At 41.5% G+C, this 16,313-nt stretch carries 15 protein-coding genes and 1 pseudogene; 10 read left to right on the forward strand and 6 right to left on the reverse strand.

Annotation, left to right across the window (positions count from 1 at the left end):
* Window positions 1-129: 129 nt before the first annotated feature.
* The 9 genes from HMPREF9969_RS03200 to HMPREF9969_RS03240 all read left to right on the forward strand — a co-directional run bounded on the left by HMPREF9969_RS03200 (window position 130) and on the right by HMPREF9969_RS03240 (window position 8,490).
* Window positions 130-678 (forward strand): DUF1599 domain-containing protein, encoded by a 549-nt coding sequence (locus HMPREF9969_RS03200; RefSeq protein WP_009434425.1) that lies wholly within the window; start codon window positions 130-132, stop codon window positions 676-678.
* Window positions 671-2,791 carry a BT_3928 family protein gene (locus HMPREF9969_RS03205; protein WP_009434422.1) on the forward strand — a complete coding sequence of 707 codons (2,121 nt, stop codon included), beginning with the start codon at window positions 671-673 and terminating at the stop codon, window positions 2,789-2,791. Before HMPREF9969_RS03200 ends, HMPREF9969_RS03205 begins: the two co-directional genes overlap by 8 nt.
* A 75-nt stretch (window positions 2,792-2,866) precedes the next feature.
* Window positions 2,867-3,556 (forward strand): SPOR domain-containing protein, encoded by a 690-nt coding sequence (locus HMPREF9969_RS03210; RefSeq protein ID WP_009434435.1) that lies wholly within the window; start codon window positions 2,867-2,869, stop codon window positions 3,554-3,556.
* A 171-nt stretch (window positions 3,557-3,727) separates the two neighbouring features.
* On the forward strand, window positions 3,728-4,321 hold the full coding sequence (gene folE, locus HMPREF9969_RS03215) for a GTP cyclohydrolase I FolE (protein ID WP_009434442.1): 594 nt from the start codon (window positions 3,728-3,730) through the stop codon (window positions 4,319-4,321).
* A gap of 30 nt (window positions 4,322-4,351) precedes the next feature.
* Window positions 4,352-4,954, forward strand: a complete 603-nt coding sequence (locus HMPREF9969_RS03220; RefSeq protein WP_009434426.1) for a DUF4840 domain-containing protein — start codon at window positions 4,352-4,354, stop codon at window positions 4,952-4,954.
* A 32-nt stretch (window positions 4,955-4,986) separates the two neighbouring features.
* Window positions 4,987-5,736, forward strand: coding sequence for an exodeoxyribonuclease III (locus HMPREF9969_RS03225; protein ID WP_009434438.1), 750 nt, complete (start codon window positions 4,987-4,989; stop codon window positions 5,734-5,736).
* A gap of 10 nt (window positions 5,737-5,746) precedes the next feature.
* A complete protein-coding gene (locus tag HMPREF9969_RS03230; protein ID WP_009434423.1) occupies window positions 5,747-6,499 on the forward strand; it encodes an SGNH/GDSL hydrolase family protein in 753 nt (250 codons plus the stop codon).
* A gap of 37 nt (window positions 6,500-6,536) precedes the next feature.
* Window positions 6,537-8,018, forward strand: a complete 1,482-nt coding sequence (locus HMPREF9969_RS03235) for an MBOAT family O-acyltransferase (RefSeq protein WP_009434420.1) — start codon at window positions 6,537-6,539, stop codon at window positions 8,016-8,018.
* A 1-nt stretch (window position 8,019) separates the two neighbouring features.
* Window positions 8,020-8,490, forward strand: coding sequence for a hypothetical protein (locus tag HMPREF9969_RS03240; protein WP_009434439.1), 471 nt, complete (start codon window positions 8,020-8,022; stop codon window positions 8,488-8,490).
* Window positions 8,491-8,738: 248 nt separating this feature from the next.
* On the opposite strand, the gene HMPREF9969_RS03245 is transcribed toward HMPREF9969_RS03240, so the two are convergent.
* From HMPREF9969_RS03245 to xpt, 5 genes are all read right to left on the reverse strand, one after another.
* A complete protein-coding gene (locus tag HMPREF9969_RS03245) occupies window positions 8,739-9,248 on the reverse strand; it encodes a toxin-antitoxin system YwqK family antitoxin (RefSeq protein ID WP_009434431.1) in 510 nt (169 codons plus the stop codon).
* 419 nt (window positions 9,249-9,667) lie between these two features.
* Window positions 9,668-10,231: a DUF4251 domain-containing protein gene (locus HMPREF9969_RS03250; RefSeq protein ID WP_036894816.1), complete on the reverse strand. Its 564-nt coding sequence runs from the start codon at window positions 10,229-10,231 to the stop codon at window positions 9,668-9,670.
* Window positions 10,232-10,273: 42 nt separating this feature from the next.
* Entirely contained in the window at window positions 10,274-10,738 is a 465-nt protein-coding gene (locus HMPREF9969_RS03255) for a hypothetical protein (RefSeq protein ID WP_009434441.1), read from the reverse strand.
* A gap of 125 nt (window positions 10,739-10,863) precedes the next feature.
* Window positions 10,864-12,207 (reverse strand): nucleobase:cation symporter-2 family protein, encoded by a 1,344-nt coding sequence (locus HMPREF9969_RS03260; RefSeq protein ID WP_009434428.1) that lies wholly within the window; start codon window positions 12,205-12,207, stop codon window positions 10,864-10,866.
* Window positions 12,208-12,334: 127 nt separating this feature from the next.
* The gene (gene xpt, locus HMPREF9969_RS03265) at window positions 12,335-12,907 is read right to left on the reverse strand and encodes a xanthine phosphoribosyltransferase (protein ID WP_009434437.1); all 573 of its coding nucleotides are present in this window, start codon (window positions 12,905-12,907) and stop codon (window positions 12,335-12,337) included.
* A 222-nt stretch (window positions 12,908-13,129) separates the two neighbouring features.
* Between xpt and HMPREF9969_RS03270 the strand changes: the two genes are divergently transcribed.
* The gene (locus HMPREF9969_RS03270; RefSeq protein ID WP_009434429.1) at window positions 13,130-15,202 is read left to right on the forward strand and encodes a TonB-dependent receptor; all 2,073 of its coding nucleotides are present in this window, start codon (window positions 13,130-13,132) and stop codon (window positions 15,200-15,202) included.
* Between the two features lie 818 nt (window positions 15,203-16,020).
* On the opposite strand, the pseudogene HMPREF9969_RS13000 reads toward HMPREF9969_RS03270, so the two are convergent.
* A pseudogene (locus tag HMPREF9969_RS13000) lies at window positions 16,021-16,313 on the reverse strand (histidinol phosphate phosphatase); the annotation flags it as partial.

Here is a 16,313-nt window from a genome sequence, read left to right on the forward strand (position 1 = left end):
CTGCACAGATAGATTACAATGCTCTTCCATGAACCCCCGCCAACCAGCGAAACGGATGGTATTAGTTGTTAATTCATTCGTTTATTACAATGAAATTAAGTATTTTTGCAGGCAAATCGATTCATAACAATGGCAAGTCAATTGACAAAGACACAGCAAGAATTTAAAGACATACTGGCTGAATGTAGAGAGCTCTTTGGTAAGAAGCTCCATGATTATGGTGCCTCATGGCGCATTTTACGCCCCTCGTCCCTCACAGATCAGCTTTTTATCAAAGCCAAACGCATACGCTCGTTAGAGATTACAGGTGAGAATCTCGTTGGAGAGGGAGTACGCCCCGAGTTCATCGCATTGATTAATTATAGTATTGTTGGACTGATTCAACTATCCAAGGGCTTTGTTGATAGTGTTGACATCACGCCCGACGAGGCTCTCAGTCTCTATGACACCTATGCCAACGAAGCCTACGAACTAATGGTAAAAAAGAACCATGACTATGGAGAGGCATGGCGAGATATGCGTGTGAGTAGTTACACAGACCTTATTCTCACTAAGATTGAACGAATCAAGGAAATCGAAGATCTTAATGGAGAAACACTCGTCAGTGAGGGCATAGATGCCAATTATATGGATATAATGAATTACGCCGTCTTCGGTGCTATCAAGCTACATGAATAAATTAAAGACACTATTAGTAAACCTCAGTCGTGCGCTGTTAGCTTTGACATTTATCTTTTCTGGATTTGTTAAGGCTATTGACCCACTAGGTTCGCAATATAAGATTGCGGAATACCTAGAGGCAGTGCAATTATCGGCTTATGTACCCGATTGGGCACAGCTAATGGTGTCGATAGCCCTTTCTGCCATAGAATTTACACTGGGTGTAATGCTCCTCTTGGCCATCCGCCGTCGATTAGCCAGTAAGATATCCTTGCTTTTCATGGCTGTGATGACAGCTGTAACATTGTGGTTGACCGTGAGTAATCCGATACAAGATTGTGGTTGTTTCGGAGATGCCATACACCTAACCAACACGCAGACATTTATCAAGAACATTGTTTTGCTTGTTGCAGCAATCATTCTCACACGCTTGCCTTTACATCAGATGCGCTTCGTTTCAAAGACGAATCAGTGGATAGCCTTCTATTTTACTATCGTCTTTATCTGTATAGCGTCACTATTGAGTCTTTATCATCTGCCCATCTTTGACTTCCGTCCTTATTATATCGGACAGAACATCAAAAAGGGTATGGAGATTCCAAAGGGGGCTAAACAAACAACCTATAAGACAACCTTTATCTGTGAAAAGAATGGTGTAACAAAGGAATTCAATGAGAATAATTACCCTTATAATGACTCTACGTGGGTATTTAAAGATACACACCAAGAGATACTTGAGCAGGGGTATGAGCCACCCATACACGATTTCTCTATCACGAACGAACAGACAGGGAACGATATTACGGATAGTATCTTGACCCATAAAGGGTATACCTTCTTACTCATAGCTCCTGTATTGGAAATGGCTGACGATAGTAACTTTGGTGATATTGATGCTATCTATGAATATGCAAAAGAGAATGGCTATGGATTCTATGGATTGACAGCTAGTACAGATAAGGCTGTACAGCATTGGAGGGACATTACGGGTGTGGAATATCCGTTCTATACGACTGACGGCACAACACTAAAAACCATTATTCGTAGTAATCCGGGCTTAGTACTGCTCTACAAAGGTACTATCATCAATAAATGGAGTCATAACGATTTGCCCAAACAAGCCGAACTCAATGCCCCACTCTCCCTCATAGAAATAGGGCGCGAACCGGCTAATAACACATGGACAAAGATTATGCTCATCATCGTGTGCTACATCTTCCCCTTGTCATTCCTTATTGCCGCCGACCGCATTTGGTCATGGACAAGATGGGTAAGAAAGCGTGAAGAGTGGCTCAAACAGAAAGAAGATTGGGTGAAACAAAAGGAACAATCAAATAAATTATATCAACTTTTAAAACGTAAAAAACAAATGAGAAAGAAAATCGTAGCAGGTAACTGGAAGATGAACGAGACCTTGCAGGAAGGTGTCGAGCTAGCAAAAGAGATTAACGAGTCACTCAAGGCAGAGAAACCTAATTGTGATGTTGTTATCTGTACCCCATTCATTCACCTCGCAAGTGTTGCTCAGGTATTAGATTCAAGCGTTGTTGGACTTGGCGCAGAGAACTGTGCAGACAAGGAGAAGGGTGCTTACACAGGTGAAGTATCAGCTGCAATGGTAAAGAGCACAGGTGCACAATATGTTATCCTTGGTCACTCTGAGCGTCGTCAGTACTATGGAGAAACAGCAGAGATCCTCAAAGAGAAGGTTCAATTAGCTCTTGCTAATGGTTTGAAGGTAATCTTCTGCTGTGGTGAAACTCTCGAAGAGCGCGAGGCAGAGAAGCAAAACGAGGTAGTAAAGGCAGAGTTGGAAGGTTCAGTATTCAACCTCTCAGCAGAGGAATGGAAGAGCATTATCTTGGCTTACGAACCAATCTGGGCTATCGGTACAGGTAAGACAGCTACTTCAGACCAGGCTCAGGAGATGTTAGCCTACATCCGTTCTATCGTTGCAGAGAAGTATGGTAAGGAAGTAGCAGAGGACACTTCTATCCTCTATGGTGGTAGCTGTAAGGCTAGCAACGCACCAGAGTTGTTTGCTAAACCTGACATTGATGGTGGCTTGATTGGTGGCGCTTCATTGAAGGCAGCTGACTTCAAGGGTATCATTGATGCTTGGAAGAAGTAATCCATACAAATATTAATGATGAGAGGGAGTCACGTTCTGTGCTCCTCTCATCACTTTTCAATTAGAATAAAAGACATGAAAAGACTCCTTACAATCATAGTTCTCATACTGACAACCATTACAACAACTTATGCTCAAAGTTCGGTAACTGTAACGCAGAGTTCCGATATTGACGCATTAGTCAATGGTAAGAAAACAGCGAAGAAAGCTAATAAAGAAAGCAAGAGAGTAGAGAGTCAGCGTGAACAATCACGCCAGTCAATAGGCTCAAAGATTAAGACTCCAGATACAAAACAACTGTCAGTTCCTAAACTGAACGACCACAAACCAGAGATTGCACGACCTGACAATAACACCTTACAGCCCGTTAGACAAGTTGGAACTAAGCTAGTGAAACGTTTAGTAAGAAGACCTCATGATCCAACTTTCGATGATATAGACGATGGCAAACAAATTGTAACCAAACGTGTAAAGAAAGGTATTAAAAAGGTTAGGGGATTTCGTGTTCAGGCTTATAGTGGTGGTAACACACGTGTATCTCACCAACTAGCAGACAAAGCAGGACAAACGGCTAAAGAGTTATTCCCCAATCAGCCCATCTATGTTCACTTCTATCCGCCACGTTGGATGTGCCTCGTTGGTAACTTCACAGACTATAACACTGCTAAAAAAGTAATGTTGAAGTTGCGTAAAGAAGGATTTTCACAGGCGAATGTTGTACGCATGATGGTTAGTGTGAAGACGTCATCATTTGTTGACAACTAAATGTAGTCACACCTTATATATTATATATACACCCAAACAACACCCTTACTAGGGTAACAGGCTACGCCCTTATATGGATAAAGCTCTATACCCTTACGACCATATCGGGCAATACCCTAAATAGGGTTATAAGCCAACCTCATAAACAGCAATAATCAGAAACAACATAATATGACCCCAGAAGCACAATTCCGTGATGGTTTAGACGAACTCGCGGCACATTATAAAGAGATACTAACACTGCTTGGTGAGGATCCAGCAAGGGAGGGTTTAGAGAAAACTCCAATGCGAGTTGCTAAGGCAATGCAGGTTCTTACACGTGGATATACACAAGATCCTCATAAGGTATTAACGGATGCTCTCTTTGAAGAGAAGTATAACCAGATGGTGATAGTCAAGGATATTGACTTCTTCTCGATGTGTGAGCACCATATACTTCCATTCTATGGCAAGGCGCATGTGGCGTATATTCCAAACGGAAAGATTACTGGTTTGAGTAAGATCGCACGTGTCGTCGATATCTACTCTCATCGACTTCAAGTGCAGGAACGCCTCACCGAACAAGTAATGCAATGTATCAACGACACGTTGAAACCACAAGGTGTGATGGTAGTCATCGAAGCGAAACACATGTGTATGCAGATGCGTGGTGTGGAGAAACAGAACTCTATCACCACAACAAGTGCTTATAGTGGTGTGTTCGAATCAAGTAAAACCCGCAACGAGTTTATGAACTTACTGCGTGGAGAGACCAAACGGATATAATAACGACTAATATTTAAAAGGAGAAAAGTTATGAATAAGGTTTTAAAAGTAGCCACACTAACATTCGTGGCAATCGTTACAATCAACTTCTTTACAGCATGTTCTAAGGAGAAAGATACACCAAGTATTAATGTTGAACAGCTCTATCAAAACATCAATGGCAATTACATTGGTACTGTAAAGCTGAGTAATAGCAATGGTGACTTGGGTTCAAAGAATGCGACATGGACAGCTAATAAGGAGGTAATCAGCGTTAAGAACATCAATGGTGACGAACTAGCAGCTGGCATAAAGAACCAATCTTCAAAGCTATATCAAGCTCTCTTGAATGCTACGAATGGTAAACTGGAAGTCATTATAACGAGTTTTAAGCCACAGGAACAAATGATTTTCTTCAGTGCATCAGCTAAACTCAGCTTCACCATCAATTTGGATGGACAACAGGTAGAGGTTATTGGCACAGGAGGCTCACTGCCTTTCTCTTGTTTCTATGCAATGCCAACACAAGAGATGCACTTTAATTTCACCATTAGAGACTTGAAGAAGAGTAACGGAAGAGGTGGTTTCTCTCCCCTTTCCACCGACTACAACTTGCCTGTAACATTTGAGTTTGAATCACAACAAAAGAGTTAATAATACATTAAGGACGATAGAAAGGAAGATATATGAAGTTTATTTCATGGAATGTAAATGGTCTTCGTGCCTGCGTGGGCAAAGACTTTGAGCAGCAATTCAAGGACTTTAACGCTGATTTCTTCTGTTTGCAAGAGACGAAGATGCAAGCTGGTCAGCTTGATTTAAGCTTTCCTGGATACGAATCATATTGGAATTACGCTGATAAAAAGGGTTATTCAGGTACTGCGATATTCACGAAACATAAGCCATTGAGCGTTACTTATGGTATTAATATTGATGAGCACGACCATGAGGGACGTGTTATTACACTAGAGATGGACGATTTCTATCTCGTAACGGTCTATACACCGAACTCGCAAGATGAGCTTCGTCGATTGGAATATCGCATGAAGTGGGAGGAGGACTTCCAATCCTACCTACACAAACTAGATGAGACTAAGCCTGTCATAGTATGCGGTGATATGAATGTTGCGCATCAGGAGATCGACTTAAAGAACCCTAAAACAAACCGCCGAAACGCAGGCTTCACCGATGAAGAGCGTGAGAAGATGACCGAACTATTGAATAATGGATTCATAGATACCTTCCGCACGCTTTATCCAGAGCAAGTAACCTACTCTTGGTGGTCGTATCGTTTCCGTGCAAGGGAGAAGAATACGGGGTGGCGTATCGACTACTTCCTTATCTCCGAACGCTTGAGAGATCGATTGATAGATGCTAAGATTCATACAGAAACTATGGGTAGCGACCATTGCCCAATAGAGATTGACTTAAAGTAAAGTAGCTCTTATGTATGCCCAAATCAAATCATTGTTATTGATGGCTGTAGTTCTTGCAGCCATCATAGCCTATGCTTTCTCACCAAAAGAGATAACTTTGGGCAGCTACACAATAAGGAAGATAACACTTACAAGTATCTTCCTATCTGCTAAAGAACCACAGAAAGAACACAAGAAGAAGTCTAAGACAATTCATCGAAACCAAACAATTCTCTTCATCGGAGACTCTATGGTGGAGGGACTGTCACGTCGCTTGGGTGATTACGCAGGTGAGAATGGGCATAAACTATACTCTGTTATATGGTATAGCTCATCCACTGAACGATGGGGAACGACGCATACTCTGGAGCATTACATCGCTAAATACAAGCCAACTTACATCCTTATCTGTCTTGGAAGTAATGAGTTATTCATCAACGACCTCGCTAACAGGGCACAATATGTTAGTGAAATGGTTAAGAAGATAGGCGATATTCCTTTCGTTTGGATCAGTCCTTCGGATTGGAATGGAGATACTGGTATCAATGACATCATCAAAGAAAGAGTAGGTGCAGGGCATTTCTTCGATAGTAGACACTTAAAACTAAAACGAGGAAGTGACCATTATCACCCAACATGGGAAGCTGCTGCTTATTGGATGGATACGGCTGCAAAATTTATTGCTAGTAATGAATGTGACAATCCATTGCAGCTCAATTCCCCTAAAGCACATCACAAGGCAACAAACACAAGTTTGTTACAACCAGCATTCGAAGGCTTTTAATACATAAAAGGAAAGTAAGCGAAAGAATTATAGAAGCATGACAGAACTATCGCAGCTAACATCCACGTTCCTTGATTTCTTATCCTCACAAGATAAGAACTGGTCGTTGTGTACGCTGTCATTCATGGCTTGCTTCCTCGTTTTCTTCGCTCTTTACATCCCCCTTAGACACTATCGTCAGCAGTGGACAAAGGTTTATGTCATTTGTTTTAGCCTCTTTTTCGCTTTCAAAGCAAATGGTGCTTTGATGTGGCTATTGCCTTTCACCACCTTTGTATCATGGTATCTAACCCATTCTATGATGCGTTTAAAACATGGAAAGTTGCGTAAGACGGGCTTAGCCATCACCATTTTCACAGAGTTGATACCCCTACTCTACTATAAATACACGAACTTCACCCTTGAAATATTCCATGAACTGCTCCGCAGTAACTTCTCTCCTATGAAGTTACTCTTGCCTGTTGGTATATCTTTCTTTACTTTCCAAGCCATCAGCTACACGGTGGATGTTTATAAAGGGAGGTATCCAAAGACTGCGAAACTACTTGATTACACATTCTATCTGACGTTCTTTCCCCTCCTCATTGCTGGTCCTATCACCCGTGCCGAAGTATTGTTACCACAGATTCAAACCCCTAAAAGGAATATCAAGAGTGCCCTTGTCTATAAAGGATTGTGGCTGATTGTCTGCGGATTGATAAAGAAGACGCTCATAGCAGACTATCTTGCGCAATATAACAACATAGTGTTTGATGCGCCAGCAGTGCAGAATGGCTTTGGAGATCTTATGGGGGTGTTGGGCTTCTCGGTGCAGATTTACTGCGACTTCTCGGGTTACAGCGACCTAGCTATTGGTGTTGCAGCCCTGATGGGATATGAGTTAAAGGACAATTTCAACTTCCCTTACCAAAGTCTTAACCTCACTGAGTTCTGGCATAGATGGCATATTGCACTTTCAACATGGGTTCGCGATTACCTATATATCCCTCTTGGAGGTAACAGAAAGGGTACTGTTCGCACTTACCTCAATAGCTTCTCTGTCATGATTATTGCTGGTTTATGGCATGGGGCATCGTGGATGTTCATCGTATGGGGCGTTATGCATGGTATAGGACTTGTCGTTCATAAGTTTTGCAACAACAATGGTCTGAAGCAGATACCCAATTCCAAGCCTATAAAAGCTGCTTGTTGGAGCATCACCTTTGGCTATATTTCACTCGCATGGATATTCTTCCGTGCCCCTAATATGGACTCTGCTCTGACATTGATAACGAATATCATTCAAACAACTAGGCTGAGTGATGCTTACACTTTCCTGTTAGAATACCCGCTCTGGACGGCAGTTGTACTCATTAGTTTGGAACTTCACAGCATTAAAGAGGCTGATTATGAATGGTTACAAACGAAGTTCATCCGCTCACCATGGCTGGTGAAGCTCGCTATCTTCGCCTTTGTTCTGCAATTAGTCATCAACTTTAGCCAGCATAGTATACAACCTTTCATTTACACGCAGTTCTGATATGATTATCAAATACAAGTATAGTCCATTGCTATTCATCGATACGTTGCATGCGCCCATCCCTGTTTTGTTTTGTATATGGTTCTTCTTTGGACACAAAGGAGCAGATGCATCTCATCCTCTAATGCTTATTCTTGCATTGTGGATGACTGGTCTTGCTATCTCATATTGGCTTTTCAAGCTCTTTATTACATGTCAGAAATTATGGAAGAAAGACTATCTTTCCATCAAAGGAGACCACATCTGCTTTTATGATTGCCTCCGTTGTAAGTACATCGAAGTAACAGCTGATGAGATAGAAGGCGTCAACGATTATAATTACCACTTCGTTCCGTTCATCGTTCAGATAATTTATACAACGAAAGGAAGGCTCTTCACTCTTCCTGATCTTACACATGAAGGCAAGGAAAGAGTGACTGAAATAATTTATGACTTTATGTATAAGACAGAGAAAGAGACCATGTCTCGTTAGTAACAAACAAGTGGCTATGCAGAAAGATAAAAGATACTCCATTTGAAGAGGGCGTTCCTTCATATCGAAGAGACGCCCTTTTGCAATTAAAAAGAGGCTCTCTTTGAATCAAAGAGAGCCTCTTGTTAAATCTAATTATAATTCGCTACTCATTCTTTTCATACCTCCATTATATCTTAGTAACCCACATCCCCTCCTTTGGAGGGGCTTGGGGAGGCTTGTAATTACTAAACTCTGACAGGTAACTCCTACTGGATCAGACTTGAATAGTGCTTCAATCCAACCTTTTCCATTCGACCATCAGGGTGTGTAATCGTCATGTAGTCGAAACGACTCTTACCTTCTCTATAAGCCACAACACCGATACTTCCATCACGCAAGTGCAGCGTTAGATAGCCTTCACGCTTACCATCTTTGTAATTGCAATGCCACTTCTCCATACCATTGGGGTAATAAGCGGTTACATGACCATCAAGAACTGTGTTGGCATCATTGCCTAAGTCGAGGAAAGAATAGCCACCCTCCAAACGCTTCTGACCATCTGGATAGAAGTCCTGGAAGATGTCTCGCTCTACACCCTTATAGCTTTCTTTTGCAAGAAGACGATAGAAAGCAGCATTATCTGCACCTTTCACTGATCGTAATGCTTGATTGTAGAAGATTGTATCACGTGATACTACTGTTGTTGTCACACCTTCACGAGCGAAAGATGTTGCTGAAATCAAGCAGACAAAAGCTGCTAAAAAGAACTTTTTCATTGTTGTTAGGTCTTTAATTATTCGTTTTCTATGAGCAAAATTAATAGTAAACTATGATACAACCAAATATTATAAAGGGTATTTTCAACTTATTTTTTCCGCCTTCTTAGTTGTTAGTAAAGAGCAAAAAGAATAACAAAAAGAGAAGAAATAAGCGTTAAATAGCTTTGAAAAGAAAGCGAACTATACTATTATTAAGGGTTTCATGCACAACAATTAGCATATTGTCATTTAGTTGATATATATCAACCCAACATGATAAGTTATTCTCTATGCGTATTACAATTTGACAGGAAAAATCATAGAAGATAACTTCTTCCCATAAAGAGAGACATCTTTAAAACAAAAAAATCCTGTCATCTGCACCTTACCAAAATAGTAAATGAGCAGAGACAGGAGGATATTCTTTCCACCAAATATTATAAGTCCATGAATGATACTTGGCGTTTCTTCACAGGCTTACCATTCTTGACTGTAAAACTGTCATTGAGTTCCATCACACCAGTAAAGCGTATCGCATCCTTCCCACTAGGGTTGACAAGCAAGGAGGCTGTCGCATTGTCGAACACTTCCAAGACTATCTGGTAACTTTCATAATCGTTGCGAGTGGTCATAAAAATGCGTCTGCCACCTTTCATAGGCTCTTCCTTGTAACTCAAAAGAGGCGAAACAAGGGACAAGCCACCGCCCCGACCGTATGGAATTTGGTACACCCTACCCACATAAGGGAGGAATAAACCAACCGAATCACCGCTTACTTCAATGCCCCAATCATCTTGTAAATAGATGGAAGGACCTCTCATTGGCTCCATTCTATCCATGAAGATGCGGTAACGATGCTCGCCTAAATGAGCCTTGACAGCAGCAGCTTTCAGTTGAGCCATCGTCTCCTTAGATACAGGCTTGCCATCAGAATCATAATAAGTCGTTGCACATCCTATCATTAGGAGCGCCGAAAACAAACATAAAAACAATCGTTTCATGATAGAACCTCACTTTCTTTCTAATTGAAATATACGTCTTCTTTAATCTAATCGTTCGACCTTTGGTGCATTCATCTTCTCTATTGTAGGTGCAGAAGACTTACTAGAAGGTTCTGGATCAGGCGTTGTTGGGGCAGGAGAAGCTGGTGCAGCCATTGGCGCCTCATTGCTTTCTTGATGGGATGTGCTTTCCTTTCCCTTAGCTTTATCAGCCTTGTCAGTCTTGTCCTTAGCCTCATCTGCAGTCTTATCCTTATCATCATTGGTCGTTAAATCACTCTTTGAAGGCTTTGCATTAGGCCATAAATAATCGCCGACAATGTCTATCGTGTCCTTATCGGCAGTGCGTTGCTGTTCTTCCTCTTGCTCTTCTTCGCTCAAAGGACTATCATCATCAGCAACAACCAGGTTATATCCTATCCCTAAAAGAATGAGTATCACCAGTCCACAAAGTACCTTAAAGGCGATTGACTTAGTAAATTTACGCTTTCTATTCTGTATCGACATAGTCTTTAAAATATAATTTCTTATCTAGCAGGAAACGCAATCGGTGCGTTCTCCTCAACATTATCTGCAAAGATAAACATTTATAAGGAAAACGCACCGAAACGATGATAAAAAATAATAAATGCCTACTCCTTAATACGAATAAACGCATTAGCGAGGATAGCAGTAAGTCCTCCTGTGGTGATACCACTTGAGAAGATACTCTTAATGAGGTCTGGCATCTTATCAAGAATATTAGGCACTAACTCTACACTCAAGCCCATTGCAAAGCTGATTGCCATAACCAATACTGCCTTACGAGTTATCTTCGTTGAAGCGATGATACGGATTCCTGCTGCTGCAACAGTACCGAACATGAGGAGAGTGGCACCTCCTAAGACGGCATCAGGAATAAGAGAAAAGAGCTGACCAACCACTGGGAAGAGTCCTAATAACACCAAGGCAGCTGCAATGAAATACCCTACATAACGACTGGCAACGCCCGTTAATTGTATCATACCATTGTTTTGAGCAAAGATGGAGTTAGGGAAACTATTGAAGACAGCGGCTAGGAAAGAATTAAAACCATCTGCTAAGATTCCACCCTGTGCTCTCTTCAAGAATACAGGACCCTCAACTGGCTCGCCAGATATCAATGAGTTAGCTGTAATATCGCCGAAGGCTTCAACAGCAGTAACCAAGTAGATAAGTCCAAGACCGATGATGGAACCTAAATCAAAGTGCAGTCCATACTTGAAGGGGGTTGGTATATTCAGCGTTCCAGCACCACTTATGCGTGAAAAGTCAATCATGTTAAGGGCGTAAGCAGCAATACATCCAACCAACAAGCCCAACACGATGGATGCCATTCGTAGGAATCTGTTGCTTGAACGATTAAAGAATATAATGCTGACAAGTACTAAGAAGGCTAAACCTAGATTCTGCATGGATCCGAAAGTACCAGCATCTATAGCCGACTGACCACCTCCGCACGAATTGATACCAGCCTTAATGAGGCACATACCAATGAGGGAAACAACAATACCAGACACTAATGGTGTGATAATCTTACGTGTATAAGGGAGTAAACGACTCACTATCATCTCCACAAAAGCCGCAACAAGGCATGCTCCAAAGATGTAACTCAAACCCATTTCAACGTTCATCTTTCCGCCAACCATACCTAACATTCCTGCACCAATTATTGGACTGATGAAAGAGAAGGATGTTCCCTGAATACAGAGAAGTCCTGCTCCTAATGCACCAAAGCGTTTACACTGAATAAAGGTCGCTAACCCTGATACAAAAAGAGACATAGATACGAGGAAGCCAGTGGTCTCTAAGTCAAATTTCAACGCCGAACTGATAATGAGGGGAGGCGTGATAATAGCCACAAAGATGGCTAATAAATGCTGCAAAGCCGCAAATAAGGTTTCACGAAGGGGTGGTTTGTCATTCAAACCATAGATAAGTTCTTTCGACTTTTCCATTCTTTTACTTTTAAACTATAATATAATAAGGTGGAGTTATATGTCCTTTAGAACACACTTAATTGAATCTTTGTATAGATGAAATAGATTATAAATAAGAAAGGTGGACACATAATGCCCACCTTATTTAATCTTCTTTCATCTTAATCTCACAATTCTCAAGCGATTCAATGATTGCTAAGCTCTCACAGCGAACGCCTGCTTGCTCTATTGCATCACGTCCATGTTGGAATGCTTTCTCGATAATAAAGCCCATACCAACTAGTTCCGCACCTGCTTGTTTACACAAGTCTATGATACCTTTAGCCGCATTTCCGTAGGCAAGAAAGTCATCTACGAACAACACCTTATCGCCTTCTCCTAGGTATTCTTTGGATATTACGACATGATACTCACGTTGCTTCGTGAAAGAAAACACTGTCGTCGACAGCATATCGGTCATTGTTGAAGGCTTCTTCTTCTTTGCGAAGACAACAGGAAGGTCTAGTAAGAACCCCATCATGATAGCTGGTGCAATGCCACTAGCCTCTATTGTGATGATTTTATTAATCTCCATTGAGGCGTATCTACGTATGAATTCCACACAGATACGCTTCATCAAATTAGGATCCATTTGATGATTAATAAACTTATCTACCTTTAGGATGCCTCCAGGATAACACTTACCATCCTTTAAAATACGATCACGTAATGCTTTCATTGTGCAATTAATAGTTTGTCGGTGCCGAGAATTAATTGCCTACAAAAGTACTAAAAAGATGGAATATAAGCACTATAACAACCTTACTTTTATCTCTCTTTATTGCAGAAAAGTACATTCACATAGATTAAACATTGCCGTTACAAAAAGATTTAGTACTTTTGCACCCGTTTGCCAGTCTGTTAACAAACTTACAACTGGCGTTTTCTTATTAATTATATTATGTACAAACCAACTTTTGAAAAGCGCAGTGTCCTGAAGTTTAAGCACTTCTCTAATCACGGCTACTCGCTCTTTGCCGTTCTTGGTAAGGAGGTTTTGATTGGTGTACTGAGTGTTACAACCTTACAGCATGCTACTGCCAAAGGCATTAGCGTTAATGCTGAAAAGGCAGAAATGGACTCAGTTATAACCAACCGAGGCGTGATGATGGATGAAGTAAGCGTCACGGGGACACGCGCACCACTGACTGTTAGTCAGCAAGCGAGAATGGTAACTGTACTAAGTCGTGAGGATATCCAAGCGGCGCCAGTACAGAGTGTGAATGACTTATTGAAGTATGCCGTCGGTGTCGATGTACGACAAAAGGGTCCTATAGGGGCTTTGACAGACGTAAGCATACGTGGGGGCAACTCCGAACAAGTCACAATTCTTCTCAACGGCATCAATATCTGTGATGCACAAACAGGTCATAACGCCTTCGATTTCCCAGTTGATATTAGTGAAATCGAGCGCATAGAAATTCTTGAAGGACCTGCTGCACGAGTTTATGGTACGTCTTCTTTATTAGGTGCTATAAACATTGTAACCCAAACTCCACCACTATCAAGTCTCTCCGCACACGTCGAAAGCGGCTCTTATGGCTATCTTAGTGCTGGTATGCGAGCGAACTTATCAAAGGGAAAATGGAACAATCAGCTATCTGGTTCATATACCCGCAGTGATGGTTATCTTCGTAACAAAGCAGGCAAACTGAATGCTGATTATCACACAGGTAAGGCTTTCTATCAAGGCAATTACACGGATAACGACGTTAGAGTTCAGTGGCATGCAGGTATGAGTATCAAGGACTTTGGCTCTAACACGTTCTACTCAACGAAGTATGATGACCAGTTCGAACACACTTTCAAAACCTTTACTGCCATACAAGCAGAGAATCTACAAGGGCGTTTCCACATCCGTCCTGCCATCTATTGGAACCGTAGTATGGATCGCTTCGAACTGTTCCGAAACGCTGCAAACAAGTATCCTTTCAATTATCACCGCACGGATGTCTATGGTGTAAACCTCAATACTTACTTTGATTGGAAACTAGGACGAACAGCCGTAGGAGCCGAGATTCGCAATGAAGATCTCGTCAGTGGTAACCTTGGCGAACCGCTTGCTAAGCCTAAGCATATCCATGGTACGGACAGAGACTACACCGTTGGTCTAAACAGAACGAACATCCAGTTCGTCTTTGAACACAATCTCATCCTTGACCGATTCACGTTATCTGCGGGTCTAATAGCCGTTAAGAACACACAAGCTGATATGCACATGCGTGTTTACCCAGGCATTGACGCAAGTTATCGCATTGGACAAGCATGGAAGTTATATGCCTCTTACAACACATCTCTTCGTATGCCTTCTGTAACGGAGTTGTTCTATTCAGTAGGCGGTCATAAGGCTGATAAGCACCTCAAACCAGAGGAACTTTCAGCATTAGAGACTGGCGTAAAATATGAAACTAAGGGTGTTACAGCCAAGGCGAGCCTATATTGGAATCATCATAAGAACCTCATCGACTGGATCAATGATGGGACTTTAGATGCCAGCGGAGCACCGCTTTGGAAGAGTGTTAACTTCGGAACTATCAACGACTTCGGGGCAGAGATGGCACTTGACTTTAATCTTCTGCAGCTCATTCCATCGCAACGTTTCTTTAAGAAGTTCGGTGTTGCTTATAGTTACATCAACCAAGATAAGACAGAGCAAGCAGGTATCGTGAGCAAATATGCCCTCGAATACTTAAAGAATAAGGTGGTAAGTAACCTCCAAATGAACCTTTGGCGCAATCTTGACCTTGGTCTTAACTATCGCTTCCAACACCGTATGGGCAGCTATTTGGACGTAAATAATCAACGTCACAAATACAGAAGTTACGGCGTAATGGACGCTAGATTAAGTTGGAATGATAAGAGTTGGACAGCCTATCTGGAGGCTAACAACCTCTTCGGAACGCATTACCTTGATTATGGAAACGTCCCTCAACCCAGCACATGGGTTATCGGTGGCATTCGTATCAACCTATAAAAAAGCCTCACCCCAACGGAGTTCTTCCTAAAGGAGCAGCTCCGTTGGGGTGTTATTAGAAACTAAAAGATCCCCTCAATATAAGAATGTTGTCTTATCCAATTTAGGAAATCACGAAGTAACAAACGATAATACAATCTTCTTAATAAGAATATATCACTTAAAAATCACGGAAAAGCAGTATAAAACTTAGGAGTTTATTCTACTAGTAATCAACATATTACAGAATATCCTCACGGAATTATCACAGAATCTCACGGAATTTCACGAAAATTCCGTGATAATTTACTTTTCAACTATCTTATGTGCCAAATAAAAATGTGGCATTCGCCCCTATTTTCCTAATCCTTATGTCTAAAATTGTGTTACTAAAGTTTTGTGTTCATCTGTTACTCTGTCTTCAAGCCCTATGTACCTCTGTCTTACACAAAAGCCTCACCCCATTAGGCGCCCCCCTCTCTGTAGGAGAGGGGCTGGGGGTGAGGCTGTACCACAGGAGCGAGAGAACCAAATTAATACACTAGTTTTGAAAGACATTAATTTCACAATTAATATAATCGATTGTCTTATTACAGAACGATTGATACCCTGAATCAATCTAATAAATGCTCCCGTGGCACCTTTATCTAGAAGCAGAACCTGTCATAAGAAATGTGTTCTTATATCATTCAGCCTAAAGCCTTGTTCTTCTGCTACAATGTTCCTCTAAGCAACGCAAAAAATTCTTCGCGAAGAAAATTAAAATTGTTCGCGAAGAATTTCGATTTTCTTCGCGAACAATTTTTTTGTTGTTTTAGCAGAATCTCAAAAATCCGTTATCATCCTTCTGTTACAGGACCTGAAGGCTCTGTTCCTTCTGCCTTCTTTTTCTCTTTCTTTCCTTTCTTTTCCTTTGGTGCTACTTGCTCATACGTAACATCATTCAGTGTGAAATACTTCGCAGAAGCAAGGAACTTTATAACAGGTTTCTCAATGTGCTGCTGTGCACGGAACTGCTCAACAGTCTCTACCGCCTTGCTCTTAAACGAGGGTGTCAACGTTCCCATGTCACCAAACTCCACAATGTCACCATTGGCTACGATGTCACGGGCGGTTTCACTTGCAAGATTCA

Source organism: Prevotella sp. oral taxon 306 str. F0472 (assembly GCF_000257925.1).
GTDB lineage: Bacteria > Bacteroidota > Bacteroidia > Bacteroidales > Bacteroidaceae > Prevotella > Prevotella vespertina.

Coding starts and splice junctions, on each gene's coding strand:
- HMPREF9969_RS03200 (WP_009434425.1), top strand. CDS start 130: ATGGCAAGTCAATTGACAAAGACACAGCAAGAATTTAAAGACATACTG.
- HMPREF9969_RS03205 (WP_009434422.1), top strand. CDS start 671: ATGAATAAATTAAAGACACTATTAGTAAACCTCAGTCGTGCGCTGTTA.
- HMPREF9969_RS03210 (WP_009434435.1), top strand. CDS start 2,867: ATGAAAAGACTCCTTACAATCATAGTTCTCATACTGACAACCATTACA.
- folE (WP_009434442.1), top strand. CDS start 3,728: ATGACCCCAGAAGCACAATTCCGTGATGGTTTAGACGAACTCGCGGCA.
- HMPREF9969_RS03220 (WP_009434426.1), top strand. CDS start 4,352: ATGAATAAGGTTTTAAAAGTAGCCACACTAACATTCGTGGCAATCGTT.
- HMPREF9969_RS03225 (WP_009434438.1), top strand. CDS start 4,987: ATGAAGTTTATTTCATGGAATGTAAATGGTCTTCGTGCCTGCGTGGGC.
- HMPREF9969_RS03230 (WP_009434423.1), top strand. CDS start 5,747: ATGTATGCCCAAATCAAATCATTGTTATTGATGGCTGTAGTTCTTGCA.
- HMPREF9969_RS03235 (WP_009434420.1), top strand. CDS start 6,537: ATGACAGAACTATCGCAGCTAACATCCACGTTCCTTGATTTCTTATCC.
- HMPREF9969_RS03240 (WP_009434439.1), top strand. CDS start 8,020: ATGATTATCAAATACAAGTATAGTCCATTGCTATTCATCGATACGTTG.
- HMPREF9969_RS03245 (WP_009434431.1), bottom strand. CDS start 9,248: ATGAAAAAGTTCTTTTTAGCAGCTTTTGTCTGCTTGATTTCAGCAACA.
- HMPREF9969_RS03250 (WP_036894816.1), bottom strand. CDS start 10,231: ATGAAACGATTGTTTTTATGTTTGTTTTCGGCGCTCCTAATGATAGGA.
- HMPREF9969_RS03255 (WP_009434441.1), bottom strand. CDS start 10,738: ATGTCGATACAGAATAGAAAGCGTAAATTTACTAAGTCAATCGCCTTT.
- HMPREF9969_RS03260 (WP_009434428.1), bottom strand. CDS start 12,207: ATGGAAAAGTCGAAAGAACTTATCTATGGTTTGAATGACAAACCACCC.
- xpt (WP_009434437.1), bottom strand. CDS start 12,907: ATGAAAGCATTACGTGATCGTATTTTAAAGGATGGTAAGTGTTATCCT.
- HMPREF9969_RS03270 (WP_009434429.1), top strand. CDS start 13,130: ATGTACAAACCAACTTTTGAAAAGCGCAGTGTCCTGAAGTTTAAGCAC.